At 72.3% G+C, this 13,433-nt stretch carries 11 protein-coding genes and 1 pseudogene; 7 read left to right on the top strand and 5 right to left on the bottom strand.

What is annotated here, in order from left to right:
- The first annotated feature begins 174 nt into the window (after positions 1 to 174).
- The 4 genes and pseudogenes from AC0HI0_RS04550 to AC0HI0_RS04535 form a co-directional block, all read left to right on the top strand.
- Positions 175 to 1,071, top strand: coding sequence for a PAC2 family protein (locus AC0HI0_RS04550; RefSeq protein WP_480930973.1), 897 nt, complete (start codon positions 175 to 177; stop codon positions 1,069 to 1,071).
- Between the two features lie 63 nt (positions 1,072 to 1,134).
- A complete protein-coding gene (locus AC0HI0_RS04545; protein ID WP_480930972.1) occupies positions 1,135 to 2,274 on the top strand; it encodes an MFS transporter in 1,140 nt (379 codons plus the stop codon).
- A 43-nt stretch (positions 2,275 to 2,317) separates the two neighbouring features.
- Complete coding sequence (locus tag AC0HI0_RS04540) at positions 2,318 to 3,409, top strand: IS630 family transposase (RefSeq protein ID WP_480930971.1); 1,092 nt, start codon at positions 2,318 to 2,320, stop codon at positions 3,407 to 3,409.
- Positions 3,410 to 3,634: 225 nt separating this feature from the next.
- Positions 3,635 to 3,784: pseudogene (locus AC0HI0_RS04535) on the top strand (IS982 family transposase); the annotation flags it as partial.
- A gap of 62 nt (positions 3,785 to 3,846) precedes the next feature.
- Here the strand turns inward: AC0HI0_RS04535 and AC0HI0_RS04530 are convergent.
- Genes AC0HI0_RS04530 through AC0HI0_RS04510 form a run of 5 tightly spaced genes read right to left on the bottom strand, consistent with a single transcriptional unit; the run spans position 3,847 to position 10,169 of the window.
- Entirely contained in the window at positions 3,847 to 5,811 is a 1,965-nt protein-coding gene (locus tag AC0HI0_RS04530) for a DUF8189 domain-containing protein (protein WP_480930970.1), read from the bottom strand.
- A gap of 54 nt (positions 5,812 to 5,865) precedes the next feature.
- Positions 5,866 to 7,065: an MFS transporter gene (locus tag AC0HI0_RS04525; RefSeq protein WP_480930969.1), complete on the bottom strand. Its 1,200-nt coding sequence runs from the start codon at positions 7,063 to 7,065 to the stop codon at positions 5,866 to 5,868.
- Complete coding sequence (locus tag AC0HI0_RS04520; protein WP_480930968.1) at positions 7,062 to 7,619, bottom strand: ArsR/SmtB family transcription factor; 558 nt, start codon at positions 7,617 to 7,619, stop codon at positions 7,062 to 7,064. The genes AC0HI0_RS04525 and AC0HI0_RS04520 overlap by 4 nt, the downstream gene beginning before the upstream one ends.
- Before the next feature lie 52 nt (positions 7,620 to 7,671).
- Entirely contained in the window at positions 7,672 to 9,273 is a 1,602-nt protein-coding gene (locus tag AC0HI0_RS04515) for an ABC transporter permease (protein ID WP_480930967.1), read from the bottom strand.
- On the bottom strand, positions 9,270 to 10,169 hold the full coding sequence (locus tag AC0HI0_RS04510) for an ABC transporter ATP-binding protein (RefSeq protein WP_480930966.1): 900 nt from the start codon (positions 10,167 to 10,169) through the stop codon (positions 9,270 to 9,272). Before AC0HI0_RS04510 ends, AC0HI0_RS04515 begins: the two co-directional genes overlap by 4 nt.
- A gap of 93 nt (positions 10,170 to 10,262) precedes the next feature.
- Here AC0HI0_RS04510 and AC0HI0_RS04505 point away from each other — a divergent pair, with 93 nt between their 5' ends.
- The 3 genes from AC0HI0_RS04505 to AC0HI0_RS04495 all read left to right on the top strand — a co-directional run bounded on the left by AC0HI0_RS04505 (position 10,263) and on the right by AC0HI0_RS04495 (position 13,384).
- Entirely contained in the window at positions 10,263 to 10,751 is a 489-nt protein-coding gene (locus AC0HI0_RS04505) for a GbsR/MarR family transcriptional regulator (RefSeq protein ID WP_480930965.1), read from the top strand.
- A gap of 239 nt (positions 10,752 to 10,990) precedes the next feature.
- The gene (locus tag AC0HI0_RS04500) at positions 10,991 to 12,781 is read left to right on the top strand and encodes a S8 family peptidase (RefSeq protein WP_480930964.1); all 1,791 of its coding nucleotides are present in this window, start codon (positions 10,991 to 10,993) and stop codon (positions 12,779 to 12,781) included.
- A 114-nt stretch (positions 12,782 to 12,895) separates the two neighbouring features.
- Positions 12,896 to 13,384, top strand: a complete 489-nt coding sequence (locus tag AC0HI0_RS04495; RefSeq protein WP_480930963.1) for a toll/interleukin-1 receptor domain-containing protein — start codon at positions 12,896 to 12,898, stop codon at positions 13,382 to 13,384.
- The last annotated feature ends 49 nt before the right edge of the window (positions 13,385 to 13,433 follow it).

The raw sequence follows: 13,433 nt of genomic DNA, 5'->3' as shown, positions 1-13,433 counted from the left end.
TGTGACCTGCGGTGTCGTTGCTCGTCGGCGGGGCTGGGCAGGGGCTGGTGTCCACCGCGCCACCCGCTGTGACGGGCCGGTCGGCCGGCGCGTCCGGGACGGGCGGGGAGACACGAGCCGACATGCCACAAGCCTACGGCGTCGGGTCCGCGGCGGTGGTCGTAGTCTGACCCGGTGACCGATCCGGACCAGGCCGCCAAGATCCCCTTCGACCCCGCGAAACCGCTCACCAACCCGATCATGGTGGCGGCGTTCGAGGGGTGGAACGATGCTGGAGACGCTGCCAGCACGGCGATCGAGCACCTCCAACTCACCTGGGACGCCACGCCGCTCGCGGAGATCGATCCGGACGACTACTACGACTTCCAGGTGACCCGGCCCACCGTCCGCATGGTGGACGGCATCACCCGAAGGGTTGAATTCCCGACTACTCGGCTGTCGGTGTGCCGGCCGCCGGGCTCGGCCACCGACGTCGTGCTGGTGCACGGCATCGAGCCGAACATGCGCTGGCGCAAGTTCGCCGCCGAGCTGCTCGGCCACATCGAGGACCTGGGCGTCACCACCGTGGTCACGCTCGGCGCGCTGCTCATGGACACCCCGCACACCCGCCCGGTCCCGGTGACCGGCACCGCCTACGACGCGGCGGCGGCGCAGAAGTTCGGGCTGGAGCGGTCCCGCTACGAGGGGCCCACCGGCATCGTCGGGGTGTTCCAGGACCTGTGCGTGCAGGCCGGTGTGCCGGCGATCTCGTTCTGGGCGGCGGTGCCGCACTACGTGTCCCAGCCGCCCTCGCCCAAGGCGACCCTGGCGCTGCTGCACCGGGTCGAGGAGGTGCTCGACGTCGAGGTGCCGCTGGGCGCGCTGCCCGAGCAGGCCGAGGAGTGGGAGCGCACGGTCAGCGAGATGGCCGACGAGGACGAGGACGTGCGCAACTACGTGCGGGCGCTGGAGGAGCGCGGCGACGCGGAGATCCAGATCACCGAGGCGAGCGGCGACGCGATCGCGGCGGAGTTCGAGCGCTACCTGCGCCGGCGGGGTCGCGGGCCGGGGCGCGGGCCGACCGGGCTGTGACCGCGCTCGGACGCTGATCACACCCCGGGCCCCGCGCGGGGGTCGGTGGGGGACACTCGGCGGGTGGCTCAGGTGCGGACGGGCACTCGGCGGCTCGCGGTGGTCGGGCTGTACGCCGGCGGCTTCCTCGGGCCGTTCGGCGGTGCGATGACCTCGTCGGTGCTGCCGGAGATCGGCGGGGACTTCCAGGTCTCGGCGGGTGCGGCGGCGACCACGCTGACCGGGTACCTGCTGCCGTTCGCCGGGTTCATGCTGTTCTCCGGGACGCTCGGCGAGCGCTGGGGCGCGCGGCGGACGGTCCGCAGCGCGTACCTGGTCTACGCGGTGGCGTCCGTGCTGTGCGCGGTGTCGTGGTCGTTCCCGGTGCTGCTCGGCGGGCGGGCGTTGCAGGGCGTGGCGAACGCGTTCACCACGCCGCTGCTGCTGGCCGCGATCGCGGCGGTGACGCCCAAGGAGCGGTTGGGCCGGGCGCTGGGGGTGTTCGCGTCCATGCAGGCCGCCGGGCAGACGTCCGCGCCGCTGGTGGGCGGCTTGGCGGCGGAGGCGTCGTGGCGGTGGGCGTTCGTCGGGGCGGCCGTGGTGGCGGGGCTGCTGGCGGCGGCCGGGGTGCCCGCCGACCAGCCGCGCACCGAGCAGCCGCCGAGGTTGCGCGCCGCGTGGCGGCCCGACGTGCTGCGGGTGGCGGCGGCCGGGTTCATCGGCTGGGGGTGCCTGGGCGGGGTGTCGTTCCTGGTCGCGCTGCGGCTGGGCGACGACTTCGGGCTGGGCGCGGGTGAGCGCGGTCTGGTGCTGACCGGGTTCGGGGTGGTCGGCATCGTGTGCGCCCGGCTGACCGGCTGGATGATCGACCACGTCGGCCCGCGCCGCTGCGTGCTGCTGGGCACCACCGCGGGCTCGGTGCTGCTGGTGCTGATCGGGATCCTGCCGAGCCTGGTCGCGGTGGGCGTGCTGTGGGCGGTGGCGGGCGCGTTCTCGCAGGCGGTGATCGTCGGGTTGAGCGCGCTGGTGCTGGGGCGCGAGGGCAACCGGGGCGGCGCGATCTCGGTGCTCCAGTCCTTCCGGTTCCTGGGCGGTTCGGCGTCGCCGATGGCGTTCGTGCCGCTCTACCACCTGTCGCCGGCCGCGTCGTTCCTCGCCCCGGCGGCCTTGGTCCTGCTGATCCCGCCCGCGTTGCTGCTGTGGCGGGAGCGCGCCCGGACCTAGTGTCCTGCGTCTGAAGTTCGTTGAGTAAGTGTAGGGTCGTCGGATGGCTCGTACTGGTCGGCCGGTGGCCGCCGTGGTGTTGACCGACGAGGAGCGCGAGACGCTGACGCGGTGGGCGCGGCGGCCGAAATCGTCGCAGGCGTTGGCGCAACGGTGCCGGATCGTGCTGGGCTGCGCGGACGGCAAGTCCAACCAGGACGTGGCCGCCGAGTTGGGGATCTGGCCGCAGACGGTGGGCAAATGGCGGCGCCGGTTCCTGGACAGGCGCCTGGACGGACTGGTCGACGAACCCCGTCCGGGCGCGCCGCGCAGGATCACCGACGAGCGGGTCGAGCAGGTCGTGGTGGCCACGCTGGAACGGACACCGGCCGACGCCACGCACTGGTCACGCGCCTCGATGGCAGCCGAGAGCGGCCTGAGCAGGTCCACGGTCGGGCGGATCTGGAAGGCGTTCAACCTCAAACCCCACCAGACCGACACCTTCAGGCTGTCCAACGACCCGCAGTTCGTGGACAAGGTCCGCGACGTGGTCGGCCTCTACCTCGACCCGCCGGAGAGGGCGCTGGTGCTGTGCGTGGACGAGAAGTCGCAGATCCAGGCCCTGGACCGGTCCGCGCCGACACTGCCGATGATGCCCGGCCTGCCCGAACGCCGCACCCACGACTACATCCGCCACGGCATCACCACCCTGTTCGCCGCCCTCGACCCCGCCACCGGCGAGGTCATCGGCTCCGTCCACCGCCGCCACCGCGCCGTGGAGTTCAGGAAGTTCCTGGCCAAGCTGGACAGGCAGGTGTCCGCCGACCTGGACGTGCACCTGGTCTGTGACAACTACACCACCCACAAACACCCCACCGTCCGGAAGTGGCTGGAAGCGCACCCGCGCTTCCACATGCACTTCACGCCCACCTACTCCTCCTGGCTCAACCAGGTCGAGCGGTGGTTCGGCCTGCTCACCGACAAACGACTGCGTCGCGCCGCCCACAAGTCACTCCGCGCCCTGGAGAACGACATTCGGGACTGGATCACGACGTGGAACGAGGACCCCCAGCCCTTCACCTGGACCAAGGACGCCGACGAGATCCTCGACCGCCTCGCCTCATATCTTGACCGAATTCCCGGCGCAGGACACTAGATGATTGATTCCAAGGGGTAGGCACCTGGAGGCATGGGGCGGGGGTGTCGATGTGCGGGTGGTGACGGCCGGCAGTGACACGCTCGCGACCGCCTGGGGCACCTGTTCCGTCACCTGTCCGGCCGGTCCGGCTGCCACCAGCGGTCACGGGATTCCGCGGAGCCGGTCGGGACGGCGACCGGGGGTCCTGGCCGTCGACGCGGCCCTGGGGACGGACGACGTGCGGCTCACCTCGACCCCGAACGACACGGCGGAAGCACAACAGCGGGCGTGATCACCCGCGTCCCGCAACGCATCCTCGCCCCCACAGCAGCCATCCGGCACAACGACCACACCCACCAACCGGTCAAACGCTCCCTGACCGCCTACGACCACCAACCCTCGGAAATCAACTGTCTAGCCGGCGGCGCTCCGGGGTCGGAGCGCCGCCGGCGTGGTCACGGCGCGGGCAGCGCCACCCCGTCCTCGAAGCCGGCCGTGCCGCCGGGGGTGCGCTGCCGGCGGACGGTGAGGCCGCCGTCGTCGTCCAGCACGAACACCACGGCCCGGCCGCTCGGGTCGATGGCCGTCGCGGGCTGGCCGACGATGAAGCCGCCGAGGTCCGTCCACGACCTGAGGTAGCCGCCGTCGGCGTTCTGGCGGGTGGTGCTCACGCCGCCGCCCCGGTTGGTGGTGAACACCAGCACGCGGGCGTCGGGCACCGCCGGCGCGTCGGCCACGGCGGGCGCGCCGACGCCGCCCTGGCCGCCGAGGTCGTCGCGGACCGCCGTCCACGACCCGTCGGCGAGCTGCCAGGTGCGGCCGACCGCGCCGCCCTGCCCGCCGGCCAGCCGGAAGAACACGTCGAGCCGGCCGTCGCGGGTCCGCGCCACCGAGGGCGGTCCGGACGGCTGGAGGCCCGCCGGGTCGGGGCGCGGCGCGAGCGGGGTGCCGGACCAGTGCCGGAGCTTGCCGGTGCCGCCGGAGGCGGCGAACCCGAACACCTCCAGCCCGCCGGAGGGCCCGACGCCCACCGCGAGCCCGTCCTGGAGGTCCGTGCCCCGGGCGTCCTGCCACGTCGCGGGGAACGTCCCGTCGGCGAGCTGGGCCAGGTGGCTGAGCCCGCCGCCGGCGTTCTTCACGAACACCCGGACCAGCCCGTCCTGCCCGCGTGCCGCGACCGGCGTGCCGATCTGGGTGGAGCCGGGGTTGGGGCTGCCCAGGGACACCCACGCGCCGAACCCGGCGTTGGGCGCGCGCTGGGCGGTGGTGACGACCTCGTGCGTGTCCTGCCGCCGGCCGACGACCTGGATGCGGCCGTCCCCGGTCTCGGTGACGGCCACCCCGGCGGACAGCGGGCCGGGCGTGGCCAGCGTGGTGGACGACCAGCCGGACGGGGTCTGCCACCAGGTGGCCAGCCGCCCGCCCTGCACCGCGAACGCCTGGAGCCGGCCGTCCTGGTTGCGGCCGACCCACCGGGTGCCGGTGGTGTCGCGGTGGATCATCCGCTCCGGCCAGGCCGCGTAGGCGCCGGTCGGCTCGGTCGAGGAGTCCCACAGGTCGTAGGCGGCGAAATCGCCGATCTTCTCGGCGCGCTTGCCCGCGTCGAGGTTCACCGGGGATTGCGCGATGTTGTAGTTGCGGTAGGACACGACCCGCAACGCACCGCCTTGGGTCCGTGCGGCCTCGGCGGCGAAACGCGCGCCCATCACGTGGTCGTTGTGGTCGTGCAGCCAGGCCGGGTCCATGTACCGCGAGTCCGGGTCGGGGTCCTGGGTGCGCACGACGGTGGGCTTGTAGCGCTGGTAGAGCGACTGCAACAGGTGCACGACGTGGGCTTTGCCGCGCACCGGGTTGCGCACGTCGCCGGCCCGCAGCACGGTGCCGCTGGGCACCATGGAGCAGGTGCCGCGTTCGTCGGCCCACAGGTGGTTCAGGCTCGCGCCGGGCAGGGTCGGCGTGCCCGCGCACGGCCGGGCGGCGTCGTCGTTGCTGTCGGCCCACTCGGGGATGTCGAGGAACACCAGCCGGACGTCCGGGCGTGCGGTGAGCGTGTGCTCCTCCGCCCAGTACGGCCCCTCCGGGGTGTCCAACCTCAGCTTGGCCTCGGTCCACGAGTCCGCGACGCCGGCCATCCGCGCGTTCGCGGCCCGCGCGCCGAGTTGGCGGCACCGGGCGTAGTCCTCGCGGTCCATCGTCCGGTCGTCACGGCAGGTCGTGAGCGGCGGGTCGCCCGCACGGCCCGGACCGTCCTGCTGGTAGCCCTCGCCGGCGGTGAGGAACACGGTCGTGTTGGCCCTCCGCGCGGCGAAGGAGTTCCGGAGGTCGGGGTTGAGGAACAGGATGTCGTCGTCCTGGTGGGCGACGATGTTCACGTAGGACGCGGGGCGGGTGGTCTGTCCGCTCGCCGGCGGCGCGAGCATTCCCACCAAAACCGCCCATATGCACAGCAAAACACCGAATCGCATGTCTCCCCCTCAAGAGCAGCGTTCCGCCGACTCTAGGGAAGACCGTCGTGAGATCACGACCGCTATTAAGCCCGCAACGAGGTAGAACCCGGCCTGCAAGTCGAGCAGCGCGGTCAGCCCGAACGGCACGGCGAGCATTCCCGCCAACACCATCCCCAACGCCTGGAAACCGTCGTAGAGGCTGCCGAACGTCGCCAGCACCCGTCCGCGTGCCACGTCGGAACTGTGCAGTTGCAGCACGGACATCATGCCCGCGCCCGCCATCACGCCCGGTGCTCCGCACACCGCGAACACGGCGAGGTAGAACGTGAACGAGGTGGTGACGTACACGCCGTTCCACCCGACGAACGCGATGACGGCGAACGCGACCAACGACCACGCCAGCAACGGCCACGCGGACACCCGCCGCGCCACCAGCCCGACCACCGCGCCGCCGACGAGCCCGCCGACCGCCTGGATGCCGCGCAGCAGGCCCACTTCGGCCTCGCCGCCGCCGAGCCGTTCGGTCACGAACACCACGAACAGCACGACGAACATGCCCTGGCTCACCGACATCAGCCCCACCACGGCGACCATGCCGCGCAGCGGCCCCTTGATCTCGCGCAGCCCGTCCAGCCAGGCCCGCCACACCGGCGCGCCGCTCCCCGGGCGGTGGACCACGCCGAACGGCCGGGCCAGCAGCGCCGCCGCGCCGAGGAACGAGGCCACGTCCAGCCACAGCACGCCGGGCAGCCCGGACCAGCCCAGCACCAGACCGCCCAGCGAGGCCCCGAGCAGCCGGGCGAGGTTGGCGTTCAGCCCGACCAGGCCGTTGGCGGCGGCGACCTGGTCGCGGCCGACGAGGTCGGGCAGCAGGGCGTTCTTCGCGGGCTCGAACAGCGCGGCGAGCGCCGCCTGCACCGCCATCACGACGTTGACCAGCACCAGGTTGCCGGTGAGCAGCGGCAGCAGCGCGAGGGACTGGGCGAGGCTGACCCAGAGCATCAGCCTGCGGCGGTCCCAGCGGTCGGCCAGCACGCCGGCCAGCGGCGAGAGCGCGAGGCTCGGCAGCAGCGCCAGCACGAACGTGGTCGCGGTCGACCCCACCGACCCGGTGAGCTGGTAGACGTAGACCGGCAGCGAGACCATCAGGACCCAGTCGCCGATCTCGGAGACGAACCCGGCCAGCCACATCCGGCGGAAGGCCGGTTCCCCCAGCGGCCCGGTCATCGCGGGAACGCCCACAGCCCGACGTGGGCGGGCTGCGCGCCTTCGGGCGCGTCCGCGCGCAGCGGCACCAGGTAGGGCCGCAGGACGTCGTCGATCATGCCGAGCAGCCCGGTGAGTTCCTCCGGCGTCACGTTCACCGTGTAGCCGTGCATGCCGGCCGCGTCGAGCCACTCGCGGGACAGCTCGTGCTGCCGGTCGAGGAACCGCTGGGCGAGCCGGGTGTCCTCGTTGAGCTGCAACGCGATCAGCGCGTCCTGCTGGCTGCGCACCGCCGGGTCGTCGGAGAACGCGCCGACGGAGTACCCGACGTCGAGCGCCCGCCACGGCCGTTCCCGGGCGTCGCCCGCCTCGACGCGGTCGACGAAGCCGAACTTGGCGAGTTGTCGGAGGTGCCAGCTGCAGTTGGACGCCGACGAGCCGACCTCGGCGGCGCACTCGCTGGCGGTGCGCGGGCCGAGCGCGACCAGGTGGTTGAGCAGCGCCACCCGCAGCGGGTGGGCCAACGCCTTGAGCGCGTCGACGTCGGTGACCCGTCGGGGCTGGGGTAGGTCCATGACCCCGACGGTATCTCTGAAAGGATCCTTTCGAAAGACCCCTTTCAGATCGCTAGCCGATGTCCCGCCGCCGGAACCCCGCGAACCCGACGGCCACCAGCGCCGCCGCGGCCACCGTCAACCACACCAGCGGGGTGGCCGACAGGTCCGCGCCGGGCACCTTGGGGATGTGCGTGAACGGCGAGAGGTCCATCGCCCACTGGTCCAGCTTCAGCAGCGGTCCGAGCTGCCCGAGCACCAGGAACACCACCAGGAACGCCCAGCTCACCGCCGTCAGCTTGGGGAACAGGCCGAACAGCGCCACGGCGATGCCCGCCACCACCCAGACCGCCGGCGCGTGCGCCAGTGCCGCGCCGACCAGCCGGCCGACCTGCCCGCCGACGTCGCCGACCCGCGCGCCGTGCACCAGGCCCGCGCCCAGCCCGGCGGCGGCCAGCACGACGGCCGCGCCGGCCGTGGCGAACACCAGGTGGCTCGCCACCCAGGTCGCCCGGCGGACCGGGGTGGCCAGCACCGGCTCGGCCCGGAAGTCGGCTTCCTCGGACCGCAGCCGCAGCGTCGCCTGCACCACGTAGATCGAGCTGAACAGGCCGATGATGCCCAGGATGGAGGCCAGGTAGACGTCGACGATCGCGCCCGTCCCGCCCATCTGCGAGATGACCTGCTCCAGCGCCGGGTTGGCCTCCAGCATCTGCTCGACGCCGCGCGCGACCGCCCCGTACACCCCGCCGAGCACGAACAGGCTCAGCGTCCAGCCCAGCAGCATCCCCCGCTGCAACCGCCAGGCCAGCCCGAACGCGCTGCCCAGCGACGCCGGCGCGCGGGCCGGGCCCAGCCGGGTGGGCAGCAGCCCGCCGCCGTGGTCGCGCCGGGTCACCAGCGCGCAGGCCGCGCCGACCAGCACCGCGACCAGGGCCAGGGACAGCAGCAGCACCCACCAGCGGTTGCCCGCGAAGGCCCGCACCTGCTCCAGCCAGCCGATCGGCGAGAGCCAGGTCAGCCACGTCGGCCCCGCCTCCCCCGCCGCGTCGCCCACCGCGCGCAGCAGGTAGGCCACGCCGAGCACCGCGCCGGAGATCGCGTTGGCGGTCCGGGCGCTCTCGGTGAGCTGTGCGGTGACCGCGCCGACCCCGGCGAACACCAGACCGGCGGCGGCGAACGCCAGGCCGAACGCGAACGACCCGGACGCGGCCTCCCCCAGGCCGACCAGGCCGACCGCCACCAGCAGGCCGATGAGCAGGCTCGCCAGCGCGGACACCGCGACCGCCGCGGCCAGGGGCGCGTGCCGCCCGGTCACCGCGGAGCCGATCAGCTCCAGCCGGCCGGTCTCCTCCTCGGCCCGGGTGTGCCGGGTGACCAGGAACATCGCCATCAGGCCGGTGAGCAGCGCGCCGAACACGCCCCACCGCCAGGCCAGGATGCCGCCGATGGAGGTGTAGTCGTAGATCGGGCCGAGCATGGCCAGGAACGCCGGGTTCGTGCCGGCGGTCGCGCCGATCTGCTGCCGCAGCGCCTCCGTGCCGTACAGCTCGTTCATGCTGGACGCGGTGGCCAGCGTGATGCCGACCAGGCCCAGCACCCAGGCCGTCAGCAGCAGGCGGTCGCGGCGCAGCGCGAGGCGGACCAGGTGCCCGGTCCCCACCAGGGCGGTCATGACCGCACCGCCGCCTCGGGCACCTCGTAGTGGCGCAGGAACAGCTCTTCGAGGGTGGGCGGCTGGCTGGTCAGCGTGCGCACGCCGGAGGACACCAGGGCGCGCAGCGCGTCGTCCAGGTGGTCGGTGTCCACTTCGAACCGCACCCGGTTGCCCTCGACCTCCAGGTCGTGCACGCCGGGCAGCGCGGTCAGGCCGGCGGGCGCGGCGGCGAGTTCGGCGGACACGCTGGTGCGGGTCAGGTGCCGCAGGTCGGCCAGCGTGCCGGTCTCCACGGTGCGGCCGTTGCGGATGATGCTCACCCGGTCGCACAGCGCCTCGACCTCGGCCAGGATGTGGCTGGACAGCAGCACGGTGCGCCGCCCGCGCTCCTCGTTGACCGCCTCCTGGAACACCGCCTCCATCAGCGGGTCCAGGCCCGAGGTCGGCTCGTCGAGGATGAGCAGCTCCACGTCCGAGGCCAGCGCCGCGACCAGGGCCACCTTCTGCCGGTTGCCCTTGGAGTAGGTGCGCCCCTTCTTGCGCGGGTCCAGCTCGAACCGGTCGAGCAGGTCCTTGCGGCGCTTCTCGTCCAACCCGCCGCGCAGCCGGCCGAGCAGGTCGATGACCTCGCCGCCGGTCAGGTTCGGCCACAGGCTGACGTCGCCGGGCACGTAGGCCAGCCGGCGGTGCAGCGCGGCGGTGTCGCGCCACGGGTCGCCGCCGAGCAGGGTCGCCTCGCCGCCGTCGGCGCGCAGCAGACCCAGCAGGACCCTGATGGTGGTCGACTTGCCCGCCCCGTTGGGGCCGAGGAAGCCGTGCACCTCCCCCGTGCGGACGGTCAGGTCCAGCCCGTCCAGTGCTCGTGTCGGCCCGAACGTCTTGATCAGGCCGGACACGGATATCGCATCGCTCATGCCCCGGTAAGCTACAGTGATTTCACAAACCCGTGAAGTTAAGGAAGCGTATAAACTCCCCCCGATCGAGGTACGGCACGGGATGATTCGGTGGTGACCCAGGTGACGGAGCGGGACCAGCAGGCGGTGCTGCGCTTCATCGAGCGCTTCGCGGCGGCGTTCGCGGAGGCGGGCATGCCGCGGATGCCCACCCGCGTGTTCGTCGCCCTGCTCGCCGACGACGAAGGCACGATGACCGCCGCCGAACTCTCCGACCTGCTCCAGGTCTCGCCGGCGGCGATCTCCGGCGCGGTCCGCTACCTCACCCAGGTCAACATGGTGAGCCGGGAGCGCGAGTCCGGGTCCCGCCGGGACGTGTTCCGGGTGTACGACGACGTCTGGTACGAGGCCATCTTCCGCCGCGACCAGATGCTGCCCCGCTGGGGCGGCCCGCTCAGGGAGGGCATCGACGTGTTGGGCGAGCGGACGCCCGCCGGTCGGCGGATCGCGGAGACGCTGGCCTTCTTCGAATTCGTCCACGCGGAACTGCCGGGCCTGCTCGACCGCTGGCGGACGCACCGCGACAAGCTCTTTAACTCCTGACCGTGTACGCGTGAACTGCGGTTTCCCGGCTGTTCTGGCGTCCGGCTCCCCCTGATTACGCCCAACGGCGCTACTCGCCGGAGCTTTTTGTCCCGACCATGCATGTGACCAGGTCGGCACCACCCGTTCGCGCGAACGTCCCCAATATCCCTGCACCGCCCACCGTCTTGCCACAACCCGGCAGGCCGGTCGGGCGAACCTGTCCCAAAAGGGAGAACCCTGTCATGGGAGACGCCCGCTTGTTCAGAAGGACGGCCGTCCTCGGTCTGGCCGCGATATCGGCGGCCGCGCTGGCGTTCAGCGCGACCGGCGTGGCCATGGCCGAGGGCCAGGTGCTCAGCGCAGACAGCGCCGACGCCGTCCCCGGCTCCTACATCGTGGCGTTGAAGGACGCGGCGTCGCCGAGGGCGCTGTCCGCGTCCGCCGCCGACTCGCTGGTCGCGAAGTACGGCGGCCAGGTCCGGCAGACCTGGCAGCACGCGCTCAACGGCTTCCACGCCTCGCTGTCGGCCGCCCAGGCCCGCCGCATCGCCGCCGACCCCCGGGTCGACTTCGTGCAGGCCGACCTCAAGATCCAGGTGGAGGGCGTGCAGCCCAACCCGCCGTCGTGGGGTCTGGACCGCATCGACCAGGCGAACCTGCCGCTGGACAACAGCTACACGTACCCGAACACCGCGAGCAACGTCCGGGCCTACATCATCGACACCGGCATCCGGACCACGCACACCGACTTCGGCGGTCGCGCCACCTGGGGCACCAACACGGTCGACAGCAACAACACCGACTGCCACGGCCACGGCACGCACGTCGCCGGCACGGTCGGCAGCCGGACCTACGGCGTGGCCAAGGAAGTCAAGCTCGTCGCGGTCAAGGTGCTCAACTGCCAGGGCTCCGGCACCTCCGCCGGCGTCGTGAACGGCATCAACTGGGTGGCCCAGAACGCCGTCAAGCCGGCCGTGGCGAACATGAGCCTCGGTGGCAGCGCGGACACCGCGACGGACACCGCCGTGCGCAACCTCGTGGCGGCCGGTGTCACCACCGCGGTGGCGTCGGGCAACGACAACGCCGACGCGTGCAACTACTCGCCCGCCCGGGTCCGTGAGGCGATCAGCACCAACGCCTCGAACCGGAGCGACCAGCGCGCGTCGTTCTCCAACTGGGGCACCTGCACCGACCTGTTCGCGCCGGGTCAGGACATCATGTCCACCTGGAACACCAGCGACAGCGCGACCAACACCATCAGCGGCACCTCGATGGCGTCCCCGCACGTGGCGGGCGTCGCGGCGCTGTACGTCTCGGCGAACCCCAACGCCACCCCGGCCTCGGTCGAGTCGGCGCTGGTGAGCGCGGCGACCAACGGCAAGATCAGCAACCCGGGCACCGGTTCGGCGAACAAGCTGCTGTTCGTGCAGAACACCGCGCCGAACAACCCGACCGTGAACAACCCCGGCAACCAGACCTCCACCGTGGGCCAGGCGGTCAACCTGACCGTCACCGCGGCGAACGGCACGGCGCCGTACACGTTCGCGTTCACCGGTCTCCCGGCCGGCCTGACCGGCAACTCGTCGGGCACCGTCACCGGTACGCCGACCACCGCGGGCACGTCCAACGTGACCGTCACGGTCACCGACTCGACGTCGCGCACCGGCACCGCGAGCTTCACCTGGACCGTGCGCGACAACACCGGCGGCTGTGACCCGGTCACCAACGACACGGACGTCGCCGTCGGCGACAACAGCGACGTGAACAGCCCGATCACGCTTTCCTGCGCGGGCAACGCGTCGGCCACCACGCAGGTGACCGTGAACATCGTCCACACCTACATCGGCGACCTGATCGTCGACCTGGTGGCGCCGGACGGCACGGTCTACAACCTGCACAACCGGACCGGCGGCAGCGCCGACAACATCAACAAGACGTACTCGGTGAACGCCTCCGCGAAGGCCGCCGCCGGTACGTGGAAGCTGCGGGTTCGCGACGTGGCCCTGGTCGACACCGGGCGGATCGACACCTGGACGCTCGACGCGTGATGTGAGTCCTCTCGACGGTGGGGCCGCCCTGTTTGCGGGCGGCCCCACCGCCATTCCGGTGATCCGGACGACCGGTGCGCCGGAATTCGCGACGTCCTTGTGCACCACGGCGGGGTGCAGTGGGACTTCTTCGTCTCGTACACCGATGCCGACCGCGCGTGGGCCGAGTGGATCGCCTGGGAACTGGAGCGGTCCGGCCACCGGGTGCTGTTCCAGGCGTGGGACATGGTGCCCGGCGCGAACCTGGTCGACCGGATGGACCAGGGCGTCCGCGCCGCGGAACGGACGATCGCGGTGTTGTCGGAGGCGTACCTGTCCTCGGTCTACGGCAAGGCCGAGTGGCAGGCGGCGTGGCGCGACGACCCGCTGGGCGAGCGGCGCAAGCTGGTGGTGCTGCGGGTCGCGGACTGCGCACGGCCGGGCCTGCCGGCCGGGATCGTGTCGACCGACCTGTTCGGACTGTCCGAGCCGGCCACCCGGCAACGGCTGCTGGACACCGGACGGCGGGAACGGTGGCGGTCAAGTCGGTGCGCGGCATGGGCGGCGTCGGCAAGACCCAACCGGCCAACGAGTACGCCTACCGGTACGCGGGCCGGGTGCTGATCACCACCCGGCGCGGGGGTTTCGACGCCCTGGGCGCGGTGGTCGACCT

The sequence above is a fragment of the Saccharothrix sp. NBAS 001 genome (assembly GCF_056640475.1).
The sequence above is the reverse complement of the archived record's forward strand: the minus strand, read 5'-3'. Positions and strand labels throughout refer to the sequence as shown.